The organism is Pseudomonas sp. MONT-RG-20F-20-E-7-02 (assembly GCF_022662395.1).
GTDB lineage: Bacteria > Pseudomonadota > Gammaproteobacteria > Pseudomonadales > Pseudomonadaceae > Aquipseudomonas.
Map to the genome: position 1 here is coordinate 60,712 of NZ_JAKNQN010000007.1, position 24,396 is coordinate 85,107.

Sequence of the window (24,396 nt, forward strand, 5' to 3'; positions counted from 1 at the left end):
GAAAAGTTGTCACTTGGTTTTGGCCTGCGGTGGGGTAACCACCAGGTTATCGAGGGCATCGGTCCAATTGATGTGAAACCCGCCATCCTCCGTTTCGAGCAGCAGCGACTGGGCGGCGAGCCTGTCTTCGACTCGAAGCGTCCATGGCACGCCACAGTGCAGATTGAGCCATTGCTCGACGGGTTCGCGGTCCTGCGGGTTGCACACCAGTTCCGCCTGGACCGTCGGTAACTGAGCCGTCAGCAGTTTATTAAGCAGGGCAGTGAGGCGCTGAGCGGGCACGGTCTCGTCCAGAATGCTGAGGATGGCCGCGTTGATGACGGAGGTGGCGGCCTGTTCCAGATGGTCGAGCATCGCTTGGCGCTCTGAGTCCCAACGGTACAGCTGGGTATTGGCGCGCTCCCAGAATTCATCACTGGCACTTTCGAGGATTTTCTCGCACTGAGCGTGGGCCTCAAGTATGAGCGCCTGCGCTTTCGCCTCGGCCTGTTCCAGGATTTGATGGGCCTGGGTGTAGTCGGCAAGCCGTTCCCGAGGGATCAGCAGGGTCGACGGTTCGTCGGTATTCAGCTCAATCTTGTGGGCGCAAAACATGCTCGGATTTCTCGCGGGGGGCGCGCTGAGCCTCATCGATGGGGGTTGCGGTTGCGCGCCAAATAGTGGCTTTCCACAGCGTATCCAGCCGGCTGTGAGTATCGGCCAGCCCGGGATGCTGCTCCAACTCAAGTACCCTTTGGCGAGCAAAGCGCAAGCGCAGCCGCTGCCAGAGAATGGGGCCGACCCACGCGCGCAGATAGTGCAGTGGGTCGTCGATGCTTACCGGGATCGGGTCGGGTGGCAGTGCCTTGCTCAAGCGCTGGCACCAAAGAATCTGATCCTGATTTAACCGGCTGTCGCGGGGCGCGTTGTACACCTCATTGACGAGTGCCAGTGCAAGGTCCCGTTGTTGCGCATTGCTCAGCACCAGCTGTAACAAGGGCGCAGACGTAGGCGGGGGAAGCGCAGGTTCGATGCCGAACAGGCTGCGCACCCGACCATGGTGGCTGCGTGAAAGCGCTGGCGTTTCCACAAAGCCGGTTTTTGTGAGCCAGTCGATGTGAGCATCCTCCCAGGGGAAGGCCCACCATCTAACCCAACTGAGCGCTTCACTCATGAGCGGGTGCCACGGCAGGCGCCACCGCCGGAATGAGCCCTTTGCGACGACGCCAGACCAGCCAGCCAATGCCGCCCAGCGGAATAGCGATCAGAGGCGCCACAAGGCTGGTGCGCCAAAATCCAAGCTCTTGTACCGGCACCAGAAAGGGCCCGAAATGAGTGAGTTGCTGCTGCTCTGTATAGGCCGTGGCCGGTACAAAAATGACGGTCAGTTTTGTGGTGTTGTCGATGGCTGAGGCCATGCCCGGAATGCTGCTGGCAACCATCCTGCGGACACGCGGATTGATATTGTCGGGGTCCAGTCGCGGATTGTGCTTGATGAATACCGAGGCAGAAGCCGGCTGTACCGGCTCGCCTGGCGCTACCCGTTCAGGCAGTACCACATGGACTCGCGCGACGATCACGCCGTCTATGTTCGACAAGGTCGACTCCAGTTCCTGCGACAGCGCATAGATGTAGCGTGCGCGCTCTTCCAGCGGGGTGGAGATGACGCCTTCTTTGCGAAAGATATCCCCCAGCGTCGAGCGCGCCGTCCGGGGCAGCCCGGCGGCGTCCAGCGTACGAACAGCTCGACTGATGTCATTTGCCTTGACGCGAACAGCGACGCCGTCTTTCCCTGGAATCTTCTGCGCCCGGATCTGCTTGTCTGCCAGTTCCGCAATGACTTCGTTGGCTTCCTGTTCAGAAATATTGCGATGAAGCTCTACGCTTTCACCGCAGCCGGAGAGTATCAACACCGTTGACAAAAGCACGAGGGTGGTCAGGCGACGGAACATGCATCTAGCCCATGCTTGAAATTTTATCGACGCCTTTTGTGATGGCGCTGATCACTTTGACCCGTGACATCACGTCGATATGCGCTTCGGCGAGCGATTGGGGAAATTCATTCGCATCCTTGGACTTCTTGTTCTGGCTGGCATCCCGGAACCCCTTGGATACACGCCTCGATAACGAATCCGACTCTTCCGAGCCCCAGGAAGGAACGGGCGATGCCATCACAGGGCCAACTGCTTTGCCGGACGGTTCGATGGCGTTGAGTTGAGCGTTGAAAAAATTGACGTCGGAGGCTCGGTTGAGCGTGCCGGGCGCATCGGCCTGAGTCGTGAAATTACCGTTTTCCGGGAACCCTGGGGTGATGATATTCATCTGAATCTCCATCGAACGTATCTATTGTTGTGCCCGTCGTAGCGGTGAAACCTCCCCGGCCTGAAGGGCTGGGGAGGTCGGTGTGTCTTAGGCGAAGCGCAAAGATTTGATACGGCCGGCTTTGGCTGTAGTCAGTTCTTGCTGAGAAGTCCTCTCAGCCTCTTTGACTACCTCCTCTCCCTTTCTGTCGCTGATTGCATCCAGTTGTTGTTGGTGGGCAGCGCTCAAAGGAGGGGAAGAGTTTTGGATTCCAGACATAGATCACCTTCTGTTTTCTGACCAAAGATGGATAGCGAATGTCAGCTATCGTTGCGTGTTGAATGATTTGGACATCACTCATGTTTTACGTGGTGGGTAGCAGGTAAAGTGTTCCAATTTTAGAATGGCTATTTATTTAAAAATGTTTCGTTAATGGGCTTTTATACGGCTGTCTGCGCCTTCTCAAATTTTGTAATGATGCTGGGATGATGCGAGCGGCGTACTGTTTTCTGTTTTGTTTGTTAACTTAATACTCGAGAGTATGTCGGGCTCACTATCGGAAAACTCCGCTTGTCCTGCGCCCGTTATATCTCAAGTTGTTTCATTCGATAGTAAAGTGTGCGCTTGGCGAGCCCTAGCTCAACCGACACGTTATCGACACAGTGGTCGTTGCGGTGCAGCGACTCTTCTATCAGCGCTTTCTCAATTTGTTGCAGGCGGGCCTTCAAGCTCATTTCACTGTCCTGCGGTTTGCCCATGGGCATCGAGAGCGCTGGCAGACCTAGCACAAACCGCTTGGCCGCCGAGCGCAATTCGCGAATATTGCCCAGCCAGGTGTGGCACAGCAATTGTTGCAGCAGTTCCGCTGGCGGGGTCGGGGCCGAGCATTTGAACTGTTCGGCTTCTTCCTGGAGCATCTTCAGGAACAGCGGAATGATCCGTTCTCGCTGGTGCCGCAGGGCCGGAAGTTCGAGGCTGACGACATTCAGGCGAAAGTACAGGTCACGCCTGAAGGTGCCCTGCTCGACCATTTGGTGCAGCGACTGCTGGGCTGACGCGATAACACGCATATCGACCGGAATGAAGCGGGTCGAGCCCAGGCGCTCTACGCCGCGCGACTCCAGCACCCGCAGCAATTTGGCTTGCAGGTTCAGGGGCATACTGTCGATTTCATCGAGGTACAAAGTGCCTAGATGAGCGGCTTCGACAAAGCCGGCTCGCGATTGTATCGCCCCGGTAAAGGCGCCGCTGTTAACGCCGAACAATTGGCTTTCTGCGAGACTTTCCGGGATGGCCGCGCAGTTCACTGCAACAAAGTTGCCTTTTCGCCCCGACAACCGATGGACCCGTTGGGCCAAGGTGTCTTTCCCGGTACCCGTCTCTCCGAGTAACAGGATGTCAATGTTCAGTGATGCCGTGCTGTTAAGTGTGTTTTCAATGTCTGATCCTGCAATGATTGAACGATCCGTTTCAACTTCCCCAAGGTTGGAGTCCGACATCGAGTAGGTGCTCCATTATTACTGTGCGTTATTCAAAGGCGGTCGGCAGTGTGGGGATTATAAATTTTATGTGCTTATCTTGAAGTAGGAACTTACGCAGAGGGTGTAGGAGAAATTAGAGATATTAGGGCGCTAATTGACTCAGTCGTTTAGCCGGGGAGGTGCCTGAAGGTAATAGGAGAAGTCTTAAAGCGGTTGGTGGTTTGACGTAATGAGACTACTTCGCACGTGAAACCATTGCCCACAAAAAAGCCGATGCAGGGCATCGGCTTTTTATTTGCGGTGGGCGCCGCAGGTATTATTTATACGTTGAAACGGAAGTGCATTACGTCGCCATCTTTGACGATATATTCCTTGCCTTCCAGGCGCCATTTACCGGCTTCCTTGGTGCCGGCTTCACCCTTGTACTGGATGAAGTCGTTGTAGGCGATGACTTCGGCGCGGATAAAGCCTTTTTCGAAGTCGGTATGGATCACACCGGCGGCCTGTGGCGCTGTGGCACCGACTTTGACGGTCCAGGCACGGACTTCTTCGACACCGGCGGTGAAGTAAGTCTGCAGGTGCAGCATTTCGTAGCCGGCACGGATCACACGGTTCAAGCCAGGCTCTTCCAGGCCCAGGGCCTCGAGGAACATGTCTTTTTCTTCGCCGTCATCCAGCTCGGCAATTTCTGCTTCGATCTTGTTGCACACCGGCACCACGATCGCGCCTTCTTCCTCGGCGATGGCCTTGACCACGTCGAGCAGCGGGTTGTTCTCGAAGCCGTCTTCAGCGACGTTGGCGATGTACATGACCGGTTTGGTGGTCAGTAGGTGGAAGCCCTTGATTACCGCTTTTTCATCGGCATTCATACTCTTCATCAGGCTGCGCGCGGGCTTGCCCAAGGTGAAGTGAGCGATCAATTGCTCCAGCAGGCCTTTCTGGACCACTGCGTCCTTGTCGCCGCCTTTGGCGTTACGCGCGACTTTCTGCAGTTGTTTTTCGCAGCTGTCGAGGTCGGCGAAGATCAGCTCCAGGTCGATGATCTCGATGTCGCGTTTCGGGTCGACGCTGTTGGAGACGTGAATCACGTTCTCGTCTTCAAAGCAGCGGACCACGTGAGCGATGGCATCGGTCTCACGGATGTTGGCCAGAAACTTGTTGCCCAGGCCTTCACCTTTCGACGCGCCGGCCACCAGGCCTGCGATGTCGACGAATTCCATGGTGGTCGGCAGGATGCGCTTGGGATTAACGATCGCCGCCAATTCCTGCAGGCGCGGGTCAGGCATGGCCACGATGCCGCTGTTGGGTTCGATGGTACAGAAGGGGAAGTTCTCCGCCGCAATACCGGATTTGGTCAAGGCGTTGAACAGGGTGGATTTGCCGACGTTGGGCAGGCCGACGATGCCGCAATTGAATCCCATGGTGTTTCCCCTCGGTAAGAGTCAGGCCTTCTGGCTGTGCAGGTTTTTCATCGCGCGGTTCCATTCACCGGCGAAGATATCCGGCAGCACGCCGAGGGCGAAGTCGATGCTGGCATCGAGTTTTTCCTGTTCTGCGCGTGGCGCACGACCCAGGACGAAATTTGAAACCATACTGGCAACGCCTGGGTGGCCAATGCCGAGCCGCAGACGGTAAAAATTATTCTGATTGCCCAACTGCGCGATGATGTCGCGCAGGCCATTGTGCCCGCCATGCCCGCCGCCCAACTTGAGTTTGGCAACGCCGGGTGGCAGGTCCAGTTCGTCATGGGCCACCAGGATTTCTTCGGGTTTGATCCGAAAGAAGCCCGCGAGCGCCGCGACAGCCTGGCCGCTGCGGTTCATGCAGGTGGTGGGAATCAGCAGACGAACATCCTGACCCTGATGCGAGAAGCGCCCGGTCAGGCCAAAATATTTGCGATCGGCCGTAAGGTTTACACCTTGGGCGTGCGCGATACGCTCAACAAAAAGGGCCCCCGCGTTATGCCGGGTCTGTTCGTATTCGGCGCCTGGATTTCCCAGGCCAACGATCAGTTTAATGGCAGTCACGACAGGGGCCCTTCCTTTGGAGTTGTGGATAACATCACCGACACCTGCGTGCGGCGAAAGTGGACAACAAAAGATCATTTACTCAAGAGTAAACGCCGCGTTATCGCCCGCTTTCTCGCTACGTTTCGGTCCGCGATGTTTCCTCAAGCTCCGGCAATACAGAGTGAATTACTCTGCAGCGCCTTCTTCAGCTTCTGGTGCAACGCGTGGAGCGTGAACGTTTGCAACAGCTTTGTCATCACCGTGAGCCAGTGCAACAAACTCAACGCCTTTAGGGGCTTTGAGGTCGGACAGGTGGATGATGGCGCCGATTTCCAGAGCCGACAGGTCGACTTCGATGAACTCAGGCAGGTCTTTCGGCAGGCAGGTCACTTCGATTTCGTTCAGGACGTGCGAGATTTCGCCGCCTTTCTTAACCGGAGCTTCTTCGCCGACGAAGTGTACTGGAACGATGGCGGTCAGTTTCTGACCGGCAACAACGCGTACAAAGTCAGCGTGCAGCACGTGGCCTTTGGCCGGGTGACGTTGCAGTGCCTTGATGATTACGTTTTGCTTTTTGCCGCCAACGTTCAGTTCGATAACGTGGCTGTAAGCAGCATCGTTTTCGAGCAGTTTGGCGATTTCTTTAGCCAGCATGCTGATGGATTCAGGGGCTTTTTCGCCACCGTAAACTACAGCTGGAACCAGGCTTGCGAGACGACGCAGGCGGCGGCTCGCACCTTTCCCCAGGTCGGAACGCAGTTCAGCATTCAAAGTAAAATCGTTCATGTTGTATCTCCAAAATAACCACATTCGCCCCAGCGTTTGCGACCAGCGCTAAAGGCGATATGGGCAAAAAAGCCCCGCCCCAACAGTAGGTTGGGGCGGGGCGCTTTTCGTCAGTGGGGTGCTTCGTAAGGTTTGACCCTTAACGGAACATCGCGCTGATCGATTCTTCGTTGCTGATGCGGCGAACCGCTTCGGCAACTACCGGTGCGATATCCAGTTGACGGATACGCGAACAGGCTTGAGCTGCAGCGGACAATGGGATGGTGTTAGTCACCACCAGTTCGTCCAGCATGGAATTCTCGATGTTCTCGATCGCTCGGCCCGACAGCACAGGGTGTGTGCAGTAGGCGAAGACTTTTGCTGCACCGTGCTCTTTCAAGGCTTTCGCCGCGTGGCACAGGGTGCCGGCGGTGTCGACCATGTCATCAACCAGAATACAGGTACGCCCTTCGACATCACCGATGATATGCATCACTTCAGAGTGATTGGCTTTTTCACGGCGTTTGTCGATGATCCCGAGGTCCACGCCCAGGGATTTGGCAACAGCCCGTGCACGCACGACGCCACCAATGTCCGGGGACACGATCATCAGGTTTTCAAAGCGCTGGTCTTCGATGTCATCCACCAATACGGGGGAGCCGTAGATGTTATCCACTGGAATATCGAAGAACCCCTGGATTTGGTCAGCGTGCAGGTCAACCGTGAGAACACGGTCGATGCCTACCACGGTGAGCATGTCAGCCACGACTTTCGCGCTGATAGCCACACGTGCGGAACGCGGACGGCGATCCTGACGGGCATAACCAAAGTAAGGGATTACAGCTGTGATTCGAGTCGCTGAGGAGCGGCGGAAGGCATCAGCCATCACGACGAGTTCCATCAGGTTATCGTTGGTCGGAGCGCAAGTCGGCTGAATAATGAAGACATCTTTACCGCGGACGTTTTCATTGATCTCGGCTGTAATTTCGCCGTCGGAGAATTTACCGACAGAGATGTCACCGAGAGGGATATGCAGCTGACGTACGACACGTCGAGCCAGATCGGGGTTAGCGTTCCCCGTAAAGACCATCATCTTGGACACGCGCAGTACCTAGAGGCTGAGGGTAACCTGGATGAGTATTAGAAAATGGCAGGGGCGGCTGGATTCGAACCAACGCATGGCAGGATCAAAACCTGCTGCCTTACCGCTTGGCGACGCCCCTGTATCTGTTGCAACGAGTACCCAGTACTCGGTTCCTTTTAGAGCAGACTTTGCAGCTTGCGATGCAACATCGAAACGTTGCTTCCCTTTGCTACAAACCCTGTAAGGGTCTCTGTAAGAAGGGCCGAGACTTTATCAGCTTCAGCTTTGCTTGGGAAGCCCCCAAACACACAACTTCCAGTTCCGGTTAATTTTGCTTCGGTAAATTTACCTAACAAATTCAAAGCGTTACGTACCTCTGGATAACGCCTTGCTACAACCGGTAAGCAGTCATTTCGACTGTTTCCCTTGGGAACGGGGCGCACTTTAATGGGAGGAGAGTTACGTGTCAACAGTGGATCTGAAAAAATTTCTGCTGTACTTACAGATACTTGCGGAACAAGCACGACATACCACGGCTCTTCGGGGTATTCCGGGGTGAGTTTCTCCCCCACGCCCTCGGCGAAAGCTGCGTGCCCACGCACGAAAACCGGGACGTCGGCGCCCAGCGTCAGGCCCAGCGTGGCCAGGCGATCGTGGTCCCAACCCAGTTGCCACAAGTGGTTCAGGCCAAGCAGCGTCGTCGCAGCATTTGAGCTGCCGCCACCGATGCCACCGCCCATGGGCAAGATTTTATCGATCCAGATGTCGATGCCGAGCGGGCAACCGGATTGCGCTTGAAGTTTTTTCGCGGCCTTCACGATCAGATTGCTGTCGTGGGGCACGCCTTCGAATTTGGTATGCAGCTGGATCACGCCATCGTCGCGCACAGCGAAGGTCAGTTCATCGCCGTAGTCGAGAAATTGAAACAGCGTCTGCAGCTCGTGGTAGCCGTCTTCACGGCGCCCCAGAATGTGCAGCATCAAATTGAGTTTGGCCGGGGAGGGCAACGTCAGCTTTGCAGTCACGTTTATTGCCCCAGCTTGCGCGGTTGCCAGTCCTTGATCACCAGCGTGACGTCAAGGTCGGTGCCATGCAGCTTGATGCGCTCTGGCAACCAATAACCACTTTGCTGTACGTAGCTGAGGTACTCGACCTGCCAGCCATCCTGCTCGAGCGTGGCCAGGCGGCTATCGCCATTGAGGCTCAGGCGACTTTTGCTGTCTGGCGCGGGCAAACCGCGTACCCACCACACCAGGTGTGATACGGGCAGCTTCCAGCCCATTTGCTGTTCCAGCAATTCTTCCGGCGAGGCCGCTTCGTAGCGGCCCTGGTTGGCCACTTCGAGGCTGACTTGCCCTGGGCGACCAGTCAGGCGTGCAGCGCCTCGGCCAAGCGGGCCGGAGAGGCGAATGTCGTAATAGTCCTGGCGTTGCAGCCAGAACAAGGTGCCGCTGCCGGAATCTTTTGGCGCGCGAACCCCGACCTTGCCTTCGATCTGCCAGCCATCGATGCTGCTGAGCTGGTCCTTGTGCTGTTTCCATTGCGCCGGGTTGCCCTGGCCTTCAACGGATTCGCGGGCGCCGAAACCCGCGCAACCGGCGAGCAAGGCGATGAAGCTGAAAACAATAACGTGGCGCAAGAACATAAGCTTAAAGGGTCTCGGATCCGGTCAGGCGCTTGATGGTGCCGCGCAGGATGGGGCTTTCGGGTTGTTCCTTGAGGAATTTTTCCCAGATTTGTCGCGCTTCGCGCTGTTTGCCATTGGCCCAGAGCACTTCGCCCAGGTGAGCGGCCACTTCCTGATCGGGGAAGCGCTCCAGTGCCTGGCGCAGCAAACGCTCGGCTTCGTCGAGATTGCCCAGGCGGTAATTTACCCAACCCAGGCTATCGAGTACGGCCGGGTCTTCCGGGTTGAGCTTGTGGGCTTGCTCGATCAACACCTTGGCTTCGGCGTAGCGCGTCGTACGGTCGGACAGGGTGTAGCCCAAGGCGTTCAGCGCCATGGCGTTGTCCGGGTCGCGCTTGATGATCAGGCGCAGGTCTTTTTCCATCTGCGCCAGGTCATTGCGTTTTTCCGCCTGCATGGCGCGGGTGTACAGCAGGTTCAAGTCGTCGGGGTATTGCAGCAACGCTTGTTGCAGCAACTTCCAGGCGCGCTCGCCCTGCTTGTTGGCGGACAAGGTCTCGGCCTGGATCAGGTACAGCTGGATCGCGTAATCCGGCTCGGCATCGCGCGCCGCGGCCAGGCGTTTTTCCGCCTCGTCGGTGCGGCCATTGCTCATCAGGATATCGGCCTGGCGCAACTGGGCCGGCAGATAGTCATTGCCGGGGCCGACCTGAGCGTACTCAAGCAATGCCGCCTGCGGGTCGTTGCGCTCTTCAGCGATACGGCCCAGGTTCAGGTGTGCCGAGTCCACGTGGCTTTCGCGCTGGATCAGCTCTTCCAGGTAACCCTTGGCCTCATCCCACGCCTTGGCTTCCAGGCACACCAATGCCAGGGAATAGCGCAATTCGTCATCGTCCGGGTATTGCTGGACCAGGTTGGCGAACTGCACTTTGGCGTCCTCCATGCGGTCCTGCTCAACCAGCGTGCGCGCATAGGTCAGGCGCAGGCGCTTGTCGTCCGGATACTTCTTGATGCTTTTTTCCAGCAGCGGAATCGCTTCCTTGCCGCGATTAAGGTTCTGCAGCAGGCGTGCGCGCAGCAGAATCGGCGCGATCTCGCCGTCGTCCGGCGGGTTCTGCTCCAGCAACTTCAGGGCCGCGTCGGCTTCATCATCCTGTTGCAGCAGCAACGCCTTGCCGAAAATCAGCTGGCTGTTCTTTGGATGCTTTTGCAGCAGGCGGTCGAAACTCTTCATCAGGCCATTGCGCGTGTCCTGGTCGGTGTCGGCAGCCGACAGCGCGAGGAAGTCGAAATGGGTGTCGCCCTTGCCCTGCAGGACTTTCTCCATATAAACCATGGAGTCGTCATAGCGCCCCGCGCGCGCCAGTTGGATGGCCGCTGCACGCTGCGCTTCCAGGTCGTCCGGCGCGTTTTTCGCCCAGATCAGCGAGGTGTCCAGCGCGGCCTGATCGGCACCCAGGTATTCGGCGATGCGAAACGCACGCTCGGAAATGCCCGGGTCCTGGGTATTGATGGCCTGGGTCACGTAGTTATCCAGGGCAATATCGAAGCGATTGCGCTGGCCGGCGAGTTCCGCGGTCAGCAGGCTGTAGATCGTTTCTTCATTGAACGAGGAATAAACCTTGGGCTTTTCAGGGGCGGGGGTGCTGTCTTCTACCGGCGGCGTACCGTCCGGCGACACGGGGGCCAAGGCCTGGCAGCCGCTGAGGAAGACAAAAGCAAGGAGCAACGCGGAAGATCTATTCATATAGGAAGAGGACGACTAACCTGCGGTCGGATCATCATGACACAAGCCTTCGGCCAAACATAACCGAGTCTCAGTTGGTGCCTTTATAGACACAAGGCATTAGGACAATAGCCTACGGTGGTTGTTCTGAATCATTCGAAGTAGGACAATTGTCGGCTTCCCGACATCATCAGCGATATTGAATGGCCTTCCTCGCACTCGGTATTAACCACAAGACTGCTTCCGTAGACGTGCGCGAGCGCGTGGCGTTCACGCCAGAGCAGTTGGTTGAGGCCTTGCAGCAGCTCTGCCGGATCACCGACAGCCGCGAAGCTGCGATCCTTTCGACCTGCAATCGCAGTGAGCTTTATATAGAGCAGGAACATCTTTCAGCGGATGTGGTGCTGCGCTGGCTGGCCGATTATCACCATTTGAGCCTCGATGACCTGCGCGCCAGTGCCTATGTGCACGAAGAGGATGCGGCAGTTCGTCACATGATGCGCGTCGCCGCAGGGCTCGACTCGCTGGTGCTGGGCGAGCCGCAGATCCTCGGCCAGATGAAGTCCGCCTACGCCGTGGCCCGCGAGGCCGGCACTGTCGGTCCGTTGCTGGGTCGCTTGTTCCAGGCCACCTTCAATTCCGCCAAGCAAGTGCGCACCGACACGGCCATCGGTGAAAACCCGGTGTCCGTGGCATTTGCCGCCGTCAGCCTGGCCAAACAGATTTTCAGCGACTTGCAGCGCAGCCAGGCCCTGCTGATCGGCGCCGGTGAAACCATCACCCTGGTCGCCCGTCATCTGCACGAACTGGGTGTGAAGCGTATTGTGGTCGCCAATCGTACGCTGGAACGCGCCAGCATCCTGGCCGAGCAGTTCGGCGCCCACGCGGTGTTGCTGTCGGACATTCCGGCCGAACTGGTGCGCAGCGATATTGTGATCAGCTCCACCGCCAGCCAACTGCCGATCCTCGGCAAAGGCGCGGTAGAGAGCGCGCTGAAGCTGCGCAAGCACAAACCGATCTTTATGGTGGATATCGCCGTTCCCCGCGATATCGAGCCGGAAGTCGGCGAGTTGGACGACGTTTACCTCTATAGCGTCGACGATCTGCACGAAGTGGTTGCCGAAAACCTCAAGAGTCGCCAGGGCGCTGCCCAGGCCGCCGAGGAAATGGTCAGCACCGGCGCCGAAGACTTTATGGTGCGCCTGCGTGAACTGGCGGCCGTCGACGTGCTCAAGGCCTATCGTCAGCAGGGCGAACGCCTGCGCGACGAAGAGTTGATCAAGGCCCAGCGGATGCTGGCCAACGGCAGCGGCGCCGAAGAGGTGCTGATGCAACTGGCGCGTGGCCTGACCAACAAATTGCTCCACGCCCCCAGCGTTCAGTTAAAAAAGCTTACCGCCGAAGGCCGCCTCGATGCGCTGGCCATGGCCCAGGAACTCTTTGCCCTCGGTGAGGGCGCGTCAGATAGCTCTTCGGATAAAAAACCGCAATGAAAGCGTCACTGCTCAATAAACTGGACGTGCTCCAGGACCGTTTCGAAGAACTGACCGCCTTGCTCGGCGATGGCGAGGTCATCTCCGATCAAACCAAATTCCGTGCCTATTCCAAGGAATACGCCGAAGTTGAGCCGATTGTGGCCACCTACAAGCACCTGACCAAAGTGCAAGCCGACCTCGAAGGCGCCCAGGCGCTGCTCAAGGACAGCGACCCGGACATGCGCGAAATGGCCGTGGAAGAAGTTCGCGAAGCCAAGGAAAAACTCGCCGAGCTGGAAGGCGATCTGCAGCGCATGTTGCTGCCCAAAGACCCTAACGACGGGCGCAACGTGTTCCTCGAAATCCGCGCCGGCACCGGTGGCGACGAGGCGGCGATTTTCTCCGGTGACCTGTTCCGCATGTATTCGCGCTACGCCGAGCGTCGCGGCTGGCGTGTCGAGATTCTGTCCGAGAACGAAGGCGAACACGGCGGCTATAAAGAAGTCATCGCCCGGGTTGAAGGCGACAACGTCTACGGCAAACTCAAATTCGAATCCGGCGCCCACCGCGTGCAGCGGGTGCCAGCGACGGAATCCCAGGGCCGTATCCACACCTCGGCGTGCACCGTGGCCGTGTTGCCTGAGCCGGACGAGCAGGAAGCCATCGAGATCAACCCGGCGGACTTGCGTGTCGACACCTATCGTTCGTCGGGCGCCGGTGGCCAGCACGTCAACAAGACCGACTCGGCCATCCGCATCACGCACTTGCCGTCGGGCATTGTGGTGGAGTGCCAGGAAGAACGTTCCCAGCACAAGAACCGTGCGCGGGCCATGTCCTGGCTGTCGGCCAAACTCAACGACCAGCAGACCAGCGCCGCCGCCAACGCGATTGCCAGCGAGCGCAAGCTGCTGGTGGGTTCCGGCGACCGCTCCGAACGCATTCGTACTTACAATTTTGCCCAGGGCCGGGTGACCGACCACCGGGTCAACCTCACGCTGTATTCCCTCGACGAGATTCTCGCCGGTGGCGTGGATGCGGTGATCGAGCCCTTGCTCGCCGAGTACCAGGCCGATCAATTGGCGGCGATAGGTGAATAAATGACCATCATTGCCAGCTTGCTGCGCGCCGCCGACCTGCCCGACTCGCCTACCGCGCGCCTGGATGTGGAACTGTTGCTGGCCGCTGCCTTGGGCAAATCGCGCAGCTACCTGCACACCTGGCCGGAAAAAATCGTCAGCAGCGAAGCCGCGCTGACCTTTGCCAACTACCTGCAACGCCGCCGTGGTGGTGAGCCGGTGGCATATATCCTCGGCCAGCAAGGCTTCTGGAAACTGGACCTGGAGGTCGCGCCGCACACGCTGATCCCGCGTCCCGAAACCGAATTGCTGGTGGAGGCCGCATTGGAACTGCTGCCTGCCACGCCTGCCAAGGTTCTCGACCTGGGCACCGGCAGCGGTGCCATCGCCCTGGCCCTGGCCAGCGAGCGCTCGGTTTGGCAGGTCACCGCGGTTGACCGCGTGCTGGAAGCCGTGGCCCTGGCGGAGCGCAACCGCCAGCGCCTGCACCTGAAGAACGCCACGGTGCTGAACAGCCATTGGTTCAGCGCGCTGCAAGGCCAGACGTTCGACCTGATCATCAGCAACCCACCTTACATTGCCGACAACGACCCGCATCTGGTCGCAGGCGACGTACGCTTTGAACCGGCCAGCGCCTTGGTGGCCGGCCATGATGGCCTGGACGATTTGCGCTTGATCATCGCCCAGTCCCCGGCCCACTTGAACGCCAGCGGTTGGCTATTGCTTGAGCATGGCTACGATCAGGCTGCGGCCGTGCGTGACCTGTTGCTGGGCGAGGGCTTTGAAGACGTACACAGCCGCGTCGACCTCGGTGGCCACGAACGCATCACCCTGGGGCGCCGGCCGTGCTGACCGATCAGGAGCTGTTGCGCTATAGCCGACAGATTCTGTTGCAGCATGTCGACATCGAAGGCCAGTTGCGCCTGAAAAACGCGCGTGCATTGATCGTTGGCCTCGGTGGCCTGGGCGCGCCTGTCGCGCTTTACCTGGCCGCCGCCGGTGTGGGCGAGTTGCATTTGGCCGATTTCGACACCGTCGACCTGACCAACCTGCAACGCCAGATCATCCACGACACTGACAGCGTCGGGCAGACCAAGGTCGATTCGGCCATGCGCCGCCTGAGCGCCATCAACCCCGAAGTCACTCTGCTCGCCCATCGCACCGCGCTGGACGCGGACTCCCTGGCAGCGGCGGTGGCAGCGGTGGACGTAGTGCTCGATTGCAGCGACAACTTCTCCACCCGCGAAGCCGTCAACGCCGCCTGTGTCGCTGCCGCCAAGCCACTGATCAGTGGCGCTGCGATTCGCCTTGAAGGGCAATTGTCGGTGTTTGACCCGCGCCGCGCCGACAGCCCGTGCTACCACTGTTTATACGGGCACGGCAGCGACACCGAACTGACCTGCAGCGAAGCCGGCGTCGTCGGCCCGTTGGTGGGCGTGGTCGGCAGCCTGCAAGCGCTGGAAGCCTTGAAACTGCTGGCCGGTTTCGGTGAGCCGCTGGTGGGTCGCTTGTTGCTGATCGATGCCTTGACCACACGCTTTCGCGAATTACGCGTCAAGCGCGACCCGGGTTGCAGCGTGTGTGGAGCTGAGCGTGGTTAAGGACGCGCCCATCGGTGTGTTCGATTCCGGCGTCGGCGGCCTATCGGTACTGGATGAAATCCAACAGTTACTGCCCCATGAGTCACTGCTGTACGTGGCTGACGGCGGTAACATTCCCTACGGCGAGAAAACCCCGGCGTTCATTCTCGAGCGCTCCCGGCGCGTCGCCGAGTTTTTCCGCAAGCAAGGCGCCAAGGCGTTTGTGATTGCCTGTAACACGGCGACTGTCGCCGCTGTCGCCGATTTGCGACAGGACTACCCTGACTGGCCATTGGTGGGCATGGAGCCCGCCGTCAAACCGGCGGCGGCCGCCACTCGCAGTGGCGTGGTCGGTGTACTTGCCACCACAGGCACCCTGCAAAGCGCCAAGTTCGCGGCGTTGCTCGACCGTTTTGCCACCGATGTGCGCGTCATCACTCAGCCCTGCCCGGGCTTGGTTGAGTTGATTGAGACCGGCGACCTTGGCAGCGCCGCGTTGCGCCAGATGTTGCAAGGTTATGTCGACCCGCTGCTCAGCGCGGGTTGCGACACGATTATTCTCGGCTGCACCCACTACCCCTTCCTCAAGCCACTCCTGGCACAGATGCTTCCCCCCAGCATCATCCTGATCGACACCGGCGCCGCCGTGGCGCGTCAGCTCAAGCGTTTGTTGAGCGAGCGTGACCTGTTGGCCGCCGGCAACCCTGAACCTACGCAGTTCTGGACCAGTGGTGATGTCGATCACCTAAGAAATATCCTACCGACTCTATGGAAGTATCCCGGAGTTGTGCGAAGCTTCGACGCGTGAAAATTTTGTGAAATAACGCGATCAGACGCTGAACTTCTGGCTCTGCGTTGGCTTCTATAGCGAGTTAGCCTGTACAAAAATATACAACCTCGTCTCAAAGGACTGTTTCTTATGAAGCGCTTGTTCTGTTTGGCTGCGTTTGCGGCCGTCGTAGTAGGGCACTCTGTTTCGGCTCAAGCTGCCGGTTTGGAGTTCGGTGTGGGGAGCACCAGCGATTCGACCATGACCTATCGGCTCGGGTTGACGTCGGATTGGGATAAAAGCTGGTGGCAGAGCGATACCGGTCGACTGACCGGCTATTGGAGTGGCGCTTACACCTATTGGGATGGCGACAAGCGCGCGGGCGCAAGCAGCCTGTCGTTTTCGCCGGTGTTTGTGTATGAGTTTGCCGGGGAAAAGGTCAAGCCCTACATCGAAGCCGGGATCGGCGTGGCCGTGTTCTCGCGCACGCGTCTGGAAGACAACAACATTGGCCAGGCCTTCCAGTTCGAAGACCGTCTGGGCTTTGGTTTGCGCTTTGCCGGTGGGCATGAAGTGGGCATTCGCGCCACGCACTATTCCAACGCCGGCATCAGCAGCAACAACGATGGGGTAGAGAGCTACTCGTTGCACTACACCTTGCCGTTGTAAATCATCTGGCACCTGCTGACTAATGTGGGAGCTGGCTTGCCTGCGATGCAGACACCTCGGTCTATCAGTTACACCGAAGTGATGCTATCGCAGGCAAGCCAGCTCCCACATTTTGATTTTCATCTACCTCAGGATCAGCGATACGCCGTCGCAATCCCTTCTCGCTCGGTCAGACACTCCGGCGCACCCATCTCGAACTCCCGGCAAATCAGCGGCCGACGCTCGTAGATCGTGCACATCATCGTGTCCCGGTCCAGCGCCGCACACCAGCCGTCATCCAGGCGCAGCATCACTTCGCCGCCCCAATCATCCGTATCGATGTAGCGTTCCGGCACGCCGGTGTCGGTGATCAGCATCACTTCCAGCTGGCAGCAGCAGGCCGCGCACGTTGAGCAGGTCACGGCGGGTTCGGTGATTTGAGTGTGGGGAATGTTGGTCATAGACGCGCAGTGTAAGCCAAGCGGGTCAGGTAGGTGTGAATGCTCTGACGGGCGTCAGTGCCCCAATTGCCGTGCAATCCAGTGCAGCACGGGAAACAGCAGCCCCCACAGCAGCGCCAGGCCGATCAGGGTAGGCGCCGTGCCATAGCCGAAACTCACACCGGCCAATTGGCTACCGGCGTAATACGACAGCGGCCCACCGACGGCGCCCAATAAACTGGCGCGCCACCAGGGCTGTGCGCTCCAGGCCAGGCAATGGCGCAGCGTGGTGGCGAGCAGCGCCCACAGCAGCACCAGCCAGAACGGAATCAGCGGCCCCGGAAAACTGAAATGAAACACGCCAAAGGTGCGCAACGAGGTGTCGATAACGGTGCCCAGCAAGGTCACGGCGAGGATAATTTGCCCCTCTGCAGACCATGAACTTATCCACAGCAGGTGGATGGCCAGCACGGCGGCGACCACCCACAGCCAGCGGCCGTCACCGCCCAGCACGCAGGCAAACCAGCCGCACTGAAACAGCACGGCATTCGCCAGCCGTTTAAGCACTGAAACGCCCGAGCAACGGCGGGTTGATCGCCGCCGGCTTGGCCAGCAGCAGTTGCGCAGTACCAATCGTACGTTCCATAAAGCCGCCTTCGCAGTAGCACAAGTAGAATTCCCACAAGCGCAGGAAGTACTCATCGTAGCCCAACTCGGTGAGACGGCCATGGGCGCGGCGAAAGTTCTCATGCCACAGGCGCAGGGTTTTCGCGTAGTGCAGGCCGAAGTCTTCCATGTGCAGCAGGTTCATGTCGGTGTCGCGGCTGACGATGTGCAGCATGTTCTGCACGCAGGGCAGGGCGCCACCGGGGAAAATGTAGCGCTGAATGAAGTCGACGCTGTTCTTGGCCTGTTCAAAACGCTGCTCACGAATGGTGATGGCTTGCAGCAGCATCAGCCCGTCACTTTTGAGCAGGTGCGCGCACTGCTTGAAGTAGGTCGGCAGGAAGCGATGGCCCACCGCTTCGATCATCTCGATGGACACCAGCTTGTCGTACTGGCCGGTCAGGTCGCGATAGTCCTGCAGCAGCAGGGTTACCTGGCCCTGCAAACCCAAGGCCTCGATGCGTTTCTCGGTGTAGGCAAACTGCTCTTTGGACAAGGTCGTGGTGGTGACTTTGCAGCCGTAATGCTGCGCCGCATACAGCGCCATGCTGCCCCAGCCGGTGCCGATTTCCAGCAAGTGATCAGTGGGCTTGAGCGCGAGTTTCTGGCAGATGCGTTCCAGCTTGTTCAACTGCGCCTGTTCCAGGGTGTCCTCGGGCGTCAGGAATTGCGCCGCCGAGTACATCATGGTCGGGTCGAGGAATTCTTCGAACAGGTCATTGCCCAGGTCGTAGTGGGCGGCGATGTTTTTCTGCGAGCCCTTGCGCGTATTGCGGTTGAGCCAGTGCAGGCCTTGGGTGAACGGGCGGGCCAGGCGCGCCAGGCCACCTTCCATGGCGTCGAGCACGTCCAGGTTGCTGACCATCACGCGCACCACGGCGGTCAAGTCCGGGGTGGTCCAGTAACCGTGAATAAAGGCCTCGCCGGCGCCGATCGAACCGTTGGCGGCCACCAGCCCCCAGACGGCCGAATCAACAATCTGGATTTCCCCCAGCAGGTGCGCTTCGCGTGCGCCGAACACCTGGCGCTCACCGTCTTCGATCACCACCAACTGGCCGTGGCGCAGTTGGCTGAGTTGGCGCAGCACGGCCTTGCGCAGCAGTGCGCTGGTCAGGCCGTTGACGTTCAGGCGGTTGGTCTTGACCGATAAGCTAGGGGATTTCATGGCGGCGATCCTTGGTATACCCGACTGCGGTGCGAGAGGCGCCATCGGCGGCCTGATGGGAAAAAATCGGTGTGCGTTTGAGCAGCAGGCGCATGGCCTGCCAGTAAATCGCCAGGCAGGTCTTGGCGGTCATCCACGGGAAGCGCCACAGGTAGCGATGCAGGCTGGCGCGGCTCAGCGCTTCTTTGTGCAGGCTCAAGGTGGCGTCGAAGACTTTCAGGTCGCCCTGCCAGTCGGCCATGTGCACGCCGAGCTTGGCGGCGGGCGGGCTGAAGCTCATGCGGTATTCCAGGTCACGCGGTAAAAACGGCGACACATGGAAAGCCTTGGCCACGGCAAAGTGCTGGTGTTCATTCGCGCCGAGGGCCTGGGCCGGCAGCACGTAGTGATAACGCTCGCGCCACGGGGTGTTGGTCACTTCACACAGGATCGCGGCCAGTTGCCCATCGGCCTCGAAGCAGTAGAAGAAACTCACCGGGTTAAAAGCCAGGCCCCAACTGCGGGCCTGGGTCAGTAGGCAGATAACGCCCTGAGGCTCACGCCCCAGCGCCTTGCCGACTTCCTGGCGCACGGCATCGCTCAAGCTCATGCCGTGGCGCGTGAATTCACGCAGGTAATCCTGCTGGCGAAAACCGAAGGGTGCCAGGCGACCCGCGCCAGCCAAGGGCGACAGCCCGAGCACTTGGTCTTCTTCGCTTAAATCCAGGTAAAGCAAGCCGATGCGGTAGCGAAAGGCGTGGGCCTTGGGCGCAAACCGGCGATGGGCGATCCAGCCGCTGTACAGGGCGCTGTTCATAGGGTTTCGCCAAAGGCCTGGGCCACGCGCAAAGCGCTGACCACGCCGTCTTCATGGAAGCCGTTGGCCCAGTAGGCGCCGCAATAAAAGGTGTTGCGCGCACCCGCCAATTCTTCCCAGCGTGCTTGCGCGGCGACCGCCGCCAGGCTGTATTGCGGATGCGCATAGGTGTAGCGCGCGAGGATCTTCAGCGGGTTGATCATCGGCGTCTGGTTAAGGCTGACGCAAAAGGTGGTGGCGCTGTCGATGCCTTGCAGGATGTTCATGTCGTAGGTCACGGCAGCCTGGGTTTGCGCATCGCCGGTGAGCCGGTAGTTCCAGCTGGCCCAGGCGAGTTTGCGGTCGGGCAGCAGGCGCGTGTCGGTGTGCAGCACCACGTCGTTGTCGGCGTAGGGCAGGGCACCGAGAATCTCCTGTTCTGCCTGGCTTGGGTCGGCCAGCAGTGCCAGTGCCTGGTCGCTGTGGCAGGCGAATACCACCCGATCAAATGCCTCGCTGCCGGCGACGCTGTGGATAACTACGCCGGCCTCTGTGCGTTCGACTTTATGCACAGGGCAATTGAGGCGCACCCGCTCACGAAAGCTGCGTGTCAGCGGTTCGATGTAACTGCTGGAGCCGCCTTCGATCACGCACCATTGCGGCCGGTTGTTCACCGAGAGCAAGCCGTGGTTCTTGAAGAAGCGTACAAAGAACTGCAGCGGAAAGCCGAGCATGTCGGTCAGGGACATCGACCAGATCGCCGCACCCATCGGCACGATGTAGTGCCGGATAAAACGCTCGCCGTAACCGCCGGCTTCGAGGTAATCGCCCAGCGTCATGTCGGCGCTGATGCGTTGCTCTTGCAGGTCCAGCGGCGCCTGGCGGTTGAAGCGCAAGATGTCGCGCAACATGCCCCAGAATCCCGGCGACAAAATATTGCGGCGCTGGGCAAACAGGCTGTTGAGGTTATTGCCGTTGTATTCGAAGCCTGCGTTTTGATCGCACACCGAAAAGCTCATCTCTGTGGGTTTGAAGCTGACACCAATCTGCCCCAGCAGGCGAATGAAGTTGGGGTAGGTCCAGTCGTTGAACACGATAAAACCGGTGTCCACCGCGTAGCGTTCACCCTCGACCGTCACGTTGACCGTGTGGGTGTGCCCACCGATGCGCTCGCCGGCTTCGAACAGGGTGATGTCGTGGCGGCGGCTGAGCAGGTAGGCGCTGGTGAGCCCGGCGATGCCGCTGCCGATAATGGCGATCTTCACAGGTCGTCCTTCCGCGGCGGCGGGCTGCGCAACATGCGTTTGCCGATGATCAGTTGCGCACGGTTGGGCAGCTTCGACAGCGGCCACAGGGTGGCGATAAACAGCGCGGGAAAGGCGATTTCCAGCGGGCGTTTATCCAGCTTGGCGAAAATATGCCGCGCGGCCTTGTCGGCGGACCAGCTCAAGGGCATCGGGAAGTCATTGCGTTCGGTCAACGGCGTGTCGACAAAGCCCGGGCTGATCACCGTGACGTCAATGTTCTCGGGCGACAAGCTGATGCGCAGCGACTCGAACAGGTAGCGCAGCCCGGCCTTGGACGCGCCATAGGCTTCGGCGCGTGGCATCGGCAGGTAGGTCACGGCGCTGGCCACGCCGACCAGGTGTGGCGTTTGCCCTTTGCGCAACAGCGGTAGCGCCGCTTCGATGCAATAGCTACTTGCGAGCAGGTTGGTGCGTACCACGTGCTCGACGATAGACGCGTCAAACTGCCGCGCGTCTACGTATTCACAGGTGCCGGCGTTGAGGATCACCGTGTCCAGTGAGCCCCAGGCTGCTTCGATTTGTTCGCCGATTTCGCGCACGGTCTGGCTGTTGGTGAGGTCGCCGGCCACCACCAGCACTTGGCCTGGGTAGCGTTGGGCGAGGGCTTGCAGCGGGCCTTTGGTGCGTGAACTGAGCGCAACATGAGCGCCGCTGTTGAGTAACTCAACGGCCAGTGAGGCGCCGATGCCACTGCTGGCGCCGGTCAGCCAATAACGACGGGGCAATGAGTGGCTCATCCGACTCTCCTTTTCAGCCAACTGACAACACGGCCGAGTACCGGCAGGTGTTCATAGAGCAAAGCGCCAGCGTCGAAATAATCGCGATGCCGGTAGACCTTGTCGCGCCACAGCAGGTGCGAGCAGCCTTCCACCCGGATCACTTGGCCGCTGTTCAGCCGCGGGTGGCAAAAACTCATCTTCCAGCGCAGGTAGCCTTCGCCGTCGGCCACTTGGTCGAAGCCGTGGAAGTCGAAGCGCAGTTGGCTGACATTGCTGTACAGCTCAGTGAAGTAGCGGTGCATCGCAGGTAGCCCATGCACTTCGTGCAGTGGGTCGGCGAAGGCGATGTCTTTGCTGTACAGGCTGTCGAGCAGGTGCAGGTTGTGCTTGTCCAGCGTGGCAAAGGCCTGGGCGAACCTGCGCAGGAAGTCACTCATGCTCGGCGACCTCCTGGCGTGAAGGCAGGCTGCGGAAGGCGGCGAATGCGCGCTCGCGGGATTTTTTCAGGTCGACAATCGCGCGCGGGTAGTCCGCTACGCCAAACAGGCCGCCGACCGCTTCGGGGTTGTGCACTTCCTTTTTATTCAGCGCGGCCAGCTCCGGCAGCCAGTGCTTGATGAATACGCCTTCGCTGTCGAATTTCTCCGACTGGCTCAACGGGCTGAAAATCCGGAAATACGGCGCCGAATCGGTGCCGGTGGATGAGCTCCACTGCCAGCCGCCGTTGTTGGCAGCCAGGTCGCCGTCGATCAGGTGACGCATAAAGAAACGCTCGCCTTCACGCCAGTCGATCAGCAGGTTCTTGGTCAGGAACATTGCCACCACCATGCGCAGGCGGTTGTGCATCCAACCGGTTTCCAGCAATTGGCGCATGGCGGCGTCGATGATCGGCAGGCCTGTGCGCGCCTCTTGCCACGCGGCGAGGTCCTTGGGCGCATTGCGCCAGGCCACGGCTTCGGTCTCGGGGCGAAACGCACGGTGGCGAGAAACCCGTGGGTAACCCACCAGAATGTGCTTGTAGAACTCGCGCCACAGCAGTTCGTTGATCCAGGTAATTGCGCCGATGTCGCCGCTTTCGAACTCACCCTGGTTGCTTTGCAAGGCGGCATGCAGGCATTGGCGCGGTGAAACCACACCGGCGGCGAGGTAAGCGGAAAGCTGGCTGGTGCCGGGCTTGGCCGGGAAATCACGCTCGTCTTTGTAGTAGCTGATCTGCTGGTCGGCGAAGGCGTCGAGGCGGCGCCGGGCTTCGTCTTCACCGGCCGGCCAGAGGGCGCGCAGGGTTTCGCTGGGCGGCTCGAAGCCTTCAACCTGCGTTGGAATGGGGTCGCTTTTCAGGTCCAGCCTGGCCTGGGCTTTGGGGGTTGCCACCACGCGCGGCAAGGCACTGTGCAGGCTCGTGTAGCAGACTTTGCGGAACTGGCTGAAGACCTGGAAGTAGGTGCCGGTTTTGGTCAGCACACTGCCGGGTTGGAAAAACAGTTGGTCCAGGTAGCTGTGGAACGTCACGCCTCCCGCTTCCAGGGCCTTGGCCACAGCAGCATCGCGGCGGCTCTCGTGGATGCCGTATTCCTCGTTGACGTGCACCGACTCAACCGACAGCTCCCGGCACAGTGCGCTCAGCACGCCCGGCGCCTGGTCCCAGGTGGCGGCGCTGCGGATCAGCAGGGGAATGTTCAGCTCGCCGAGCTTGTGGCTCAAGTGCTGCAGGTTGCGCAGCCAGAAGTCGACTTTGCACGGTGCGTCATCGTGGGCCAGCCATTGCTCGGGGCTGATCAGGTACACGGCCGCCATCGGGCCTCGCTGGCGTGCGGCGGCCAGGGCGGTGTTGTCGTGTAGGCGCAGGTCGGTGCGCAGCCAGATCAAATGCATTTAAACAATTCCACGCTGGATCAGTAGCTGGTGGGCCGACAACGGGTCTTCGGCCAAGAACAGTTCAGGGATGTCACGGGTAAATACGGCCAACTCGGTCTGATGGATGCATACCGTTGGTCCGGCAATCAAAATTGGGCAACTGATGCCGCTCAAAAGTTTTCCGAGTGCCGACAAGTGGAGGGCCTTGCTCGAGTACAGCAGCACGGCGCGCGGTTGCAGGTGTTCCACCGCCAATGCCAGTTCGCCGGCCGGCAGTGGCCAATCGAAGACTTCTACCGGGCAGTCGGCGCTGCTGGCCAGCCAGGCGCTGAGCCACAGGTGGGGTTCCAGCGGCAGGTCGGAATGGTTGACCAGCAACAGCGGCGGGCCTTGGAGCTGGCGGTTGTTGTGGTAAATCCGCGCGCCAAACTTGCTGCGCAGCCAGGACAGGAAAAACACCCGCTCCATCTGCGCGCCGAATTGGCCCTGCCATCTTTGCTCAAGCTCCTTGAGCAGCGGCAGTAACAATTGCTCACACAAAGTCCGTGGCGGGTACAGCGCCATGGCCTGGTTGAAGGCGTCGTCGACCCGGCGTTCGGCCAGTTCGCTGATCGCGTTCAGCAGGTTCTGGCGCAGGGCGTGCCATTCGTTTTCGACGGTGTCGGGGCTGGCCTGGGCGGAGTCAATCAAGCCTTTTACCTGGCTGACCGGTACGCCGCGGTTGAGCCAGGTCAGGATGGTGTGGATGCGCTGGACATGGTCGGCGCTGAACAGCCGGTGCCCCTTGGGCGTGCGCTGGGGCACGATCAGACCGTAGCGACGCTCCCACGCGCGCAGGGTCACGGCGTTGACGCCGGTCTGACGCGCCACTTCGCGAATCGGCAGCCAACCGTCTTCGAGGGCTTGGGCGATGTCTTCGCCGGGTTCGTCTTGCAGGGCAGCTTTCATGG

27 protein-coding genes and 1 tRNA gene are annotated in these 24,396 nt (G+C 59.6%); 6 read left to right on the top strand and 22 right to left on the bottom strand.

Translation table 11 applies throughout. The features are described 5' to 3' along the window. Window positions 1–9: 9 nt before the first annotated feature. The 13 genes from sctL to L8I05_RS20395 all read right to left on the bottom strand — a co-directional run bounded on the left by sctL (window position 10) and on the right by L8I05_RS20395 (window position 10,993). Complete coding sequence (sctL, locus tag L8I05_RS20335) at window positions 10–594, bottom strand: type III secretion system stator protein SctL (protein WP_242171239.1); 585 nt, start codon at window positions 592–594, stop codon at window positions 10–12. Then, window positions 572–1,153, bottom strand: coding sequence for a type III secretion protein (locus L8I05_RS20340; protein ID WP_242171242.1), 582 nt, complete (start codon window positions 1,151–1,153; stop codon window positions 572–574). Before L8I05_RS20340 ends, sctL begins: the two co-directional genes overlap by 23 nt. Further along, window positions 1,146–1,931 carry a type III secretion inner membrane ring lipoprotein SctJ gene (sctJ, locus tag L8I05_RS20345; RefSeq protein ID WP_242171244.1) on the bottom strand — a complete coding sequence of 262 codons (786 nt, stop codon included), beginning with the start codon at window positions 1,929–1,931 and terminating at the stop codon, window positions 1,146–1,148. The genes L8I05_RS20340 and sctJ overlap by 8 nt, the downstream gene beginning before the upstream one ends. Window positions 1,932–1,935: 4 nt before the next feature. Next, window positions 1,936–2,301: a hypothetical protein gene (locus L8I05_RS20350; protein ID WP_242171246.1), complete on the bottom strand. Its 366-nt coding sequence runs from the start codon at window positions 2,299–2,301 to the stop codon at window positions 1,936–1,938. 563 nt (window positions 2,302–2,864) lie between these two features. Next, window positions 2,865–3,779, bottom strand: a complete 915-nt coding sequence (locus L8I05_RS20355) for a sigma 54-interacting transcriptional regulator (protein ID WP_242171248.1) — start codon at window positions 3,777–3,779, stop codon at window positions 2,865–2,867. A 302-nt stretch (window positions 3,780–4,081) separates the two neighbouring features. Further along, a complete protein-coding gene (gene ychF, locus L8I05_RS20360) occupies window positions 4,082–5,182 on the bottom strand; it encodes a redox-regulated ATPase YchF (protein ID WP_101266309.1) in 1,101 nt (366 codons plus the stop codon). Between the two features lie 21 nt (window positions 5,183–5,203). Then, a complete protein-coding gene (gene pth, locus L8I05_RS20365; RefSeq protein WP_242171250.1) occupies window positions 5,204–5,788 on the bottom strand; it encodes an aminoacyl-tRNA hydrolase in 585 nt (194 codons plus the stop codon). Window positions 5,789–5,956: 168 nt separating this feature from the next. Further along, window positions 5,957–6,556 carry a 50S ribosomal protein L25/general stress protein Ctc gene (locus tag L8I05_RS20370; RefSeq protein WP_177016587.1) on the bottom strand — a complete coding sequence of 200 codons (600 nt, stop codon included), beginning with the start codon at window positions 6,554–6,556 and terminating at the stop codon, window positions 5,957–5,959. A 139-nt stretch (window positions 6,557–6,695) separates the two neighbouring features. Further along, window positions 6,696–7,637, bottom strand: a complete 942-nt coding sequence (locus tag L8I05_RS20375) for a ribose-phosphate pyrophosphokinase (protein ID WP_003208392.1) — start codon at window positions 7,635–7,637, stop codon at window positions 6,696–6,698. 46 nt (window positions 7,638–7,683) lie between these two features. Next, window positions 7,684–7,758 (bottom strand) — tRNA-Gln (locus L8I05_RS20380). A 37-nt stretch (window positions 7,759–7,795) separates the two neighbouring features. Next, window positions 7,796–8,644: a 4-(cytidine 5'-diphospho)-2-C-methyl-D-erythritol kinase gene (gene ispE, locus L8I05_RS20385; protein ID WP_242171253.1), complete on the bottom strand. Its 849-nt coding sequence runs from the start codon at window positions 8,642–8,644 to the stop codon at window positions 7,796–7,798. A gap of 2 nt (window positions 8,645–8,646) precedes the next feature. Beyond that, entirely contained in the window at window positions 8,647–9,264 is a 618-nt protein-coding gene (gene lolB / locus L8I05_RS20390) for a lipoprotein insertase outer membrane protein LolB (protein ID WP_177016585.1), read from the bottom strand. 4 nt (window positions 9,265–9,268) lie between these two features. After that, the gene (locus L8I05_RS20395; RefSeq protein WP_159954069.1) at window positions 9,269–10,993 is read right to left on the bottom strand and encodes a tetratricopeptide repeat protein; all 1,725 of its coding nucleotides are present in this window, start codon (window positions 10,991–10,993) and stop codon (window positions 9,269–9,271) included. Window positions 10,994–11,175: 182 nt separating this feature from the next. On the opposite strand from L8I05_RS20395, the gene hemA reads away from it, so the two are divergent. The 6 genes from hemA (at window position 11,176) to L8I05_RS20425 (ending at window position 16,541) form a co-directional block, all read left to right on the top strand. Further along, complete coding sequence (gene hemA, locus L8I05_RS20400) at window positions 11,176–12,465, top strand: glutamyl-tRNA reductase (RefSeq protein ID WP_177016584.1); 1,290 nt, start codon at window positions 11,176–11,178, stop codon at window positions 12,463–12,465. Beyond that, window positions 12,462–13,544: a peptide chain release factor 1 gene (gene prfA, locus L8I05_RS20405; RefSeq protein WP_159954071.1), complete on the top strand. Its 1,083-nt coding sequence runs from the start codon at window positions 12,462–12,464 to the stop codon at window positions 13,542–13,544. Before hemA ends, prfA begins: the two co-directional genes overlap by 4 nt. After that, a complete protein-coding gene (gene prmC / locus L8I05_RS20410; protein ID WP_242171256.1) occupies window positions 13,545–14,375 on the top strand; it encodes a peptide chain release factor N(5)-glutamine methyltransferase in 831 nt (276 codons plus the stop codon). Beyond that, on the top strand, window positions 14,369–15,124 hold the full coding sequence (gene moeB, locus L8I05_RS20415) for a molybdopterin-synthase adenylyltransferase MoeB (RefSeq protein ID WP_242171258.1): 756 nt from the start codon (window positions 14,369–14,371) through the stop codon (window positions 15,122–15,124). The genes prmC and moeB overlap by 7 nt, the downstream gene beginning before the upstream one ends. Next, on the top strand, window positions 15,117–15,911 hold the full coding sequence (gene murI, locus L8I05_RS20420) for a glutamate racemase (RefSeq protein ID WP_242171260.1): 795 nt from the start codon (window positions 15,117–15,119) through the stop codon (window positions 15,909–15,911). Before moeB ends, murI begins: the two co-directional genes overlap by 8 nt. A gap of 111 nt (window positions 15,912–16,022) precedes the next feature. Further along, window positions 16,023–16,541, top strand: coding sequence for an acyloxyacyl hydrolase (locus L8I05_RS20425; protein WP_159954075.1), 519 nt, complete (start codon window positions 16,023–16,025; stop codon window positions 16,539–16,541). Window positions 16,542–16,675: 134 nt separating this feature from the next. Here the strand turns inward: L8I05_RS20425 and L8I05_RS20430 are convergent, their stop codons facing one another. From L8I05_RS20430 to L8I05_RS20470, 9 genes are read right to left on the bottom strand one after another with little or no spacing between them, the layout of a single operon-like run. After that, complete coding sequence (locus L8I05_RS20430) at window positions 16,676–16,981, bottom strand: YkgJ family cysteine cluster protein (RefSeq protein ID WP_016977069.1); 306 nt, start codon at window positions 16,979–16,981, stop codon at window positions 16,676–16,678. A 54-nt stretch (window positions 16,982–17,035) separates the two neighbouring features. Continuing rightward, window positions 17,036–17,527 carry a DUF2878 domain-containing protein gene (locus L8I05_RS20435; protein WP_242171261.1) on the bottom strand — a complete coding sequence of 164 codons (492 nt, stop codon included), beginning with the start codon at window positions 17,525–17,527 and terminating at the stop codon, window positions 17,036–17,038. After that, entirely contained in the window at window positions 17,520–18,791 is a 1,272-nt protein-coding gene (locus L8I05_RS20440; RefSeq protein WP_177016579.1) for a cyclopropane-fatty-acyl-phospholipid synthase family protein, read from the bottom strand. The genes L8I05_RS20435 and L8I05_RS20440 overlap by 8 nt, the downstream gene beginning before the upstream one ends. Continuing rightward, a complete protein-coding gene (locus L8I05_RS20445) occupies window positions 18,778–19,587 on the bottom strand; it encodes a DUF1365 domain-containing protein (RefSeq protein WP_242171262.1) in 810 nt (269 codons plus the stop codon). The genes L8I05_RS20440 and L8I05_RS20445 overlap by 14 nt, the downstream gene beginning before the upstream one ends. Further along, a complete protein-coding gene (locus tag L8I05_RS20450; protein WP_242171263.1) occupies window positions 19,584–20,831 on the bottom strand; it encodes an FAD-dependent oxidoreductase in 1,248 nt (415 codons plus the stop codon). Before L8I05_RS20450 ends, L8I05_RS20445 begins: the two co-directional genes overlap by 4 nt. Beyond that, window positions 20,828–21,610, bottom strand: coding sequence for an SDR family NAD(P)-dependent oxidoreductase (locus L8I05_RS20455; RefSeq protein ID WP_242171264.1), 783 nt, complete (start codon window positions 21,608–21,610; stop codon window positions 20,828–20,830). Before L8I05_RS20455 ends, L8I05_RS20450 begins: the two co-directional genes overlap by 4 nt. Next, a complete protein-coding gene (locus L8I05_RS20460) occupies window positions 21,607–22,029 on the bottom strand; it encodes a nuclear transport factor 2 family protein (RefSeq protein ID WP_242171265.1) in 423 nt (140 codons plus the stop codon). Before L8I05_RS20460 ends, L8I05_RS20455 begins: the two co-directional genes overlap by 4 nt. Next, window positions 22,022–23,464, bottom strand: coding sequence for a deoxyribodipyrimidine photo-lyase (gene phrB / locus L8I05_RS20465; protein WP_242171266.1), 1,443 nt, complete (start codon window positions 23,462–23,464; stop codon window positions 22,022–22,024). The genes L8I05_RS20460 and phrB overlap by 8 nt, the downstream gene beginning before the upstream one ends. Continuing rightward, entirely contained in the window at window positions 23,465–24,394 is a 930-nt protein-coding gene (locus tag L8I05_RS20470) for a MerR family transcriptional regulator (protein ID WP_242171267.1), read from the bottom strand. It abuts the gene before it with no gap. Between the last annotated feature and the right edge of the window lie 2 nt (window positions 24,395–24,396).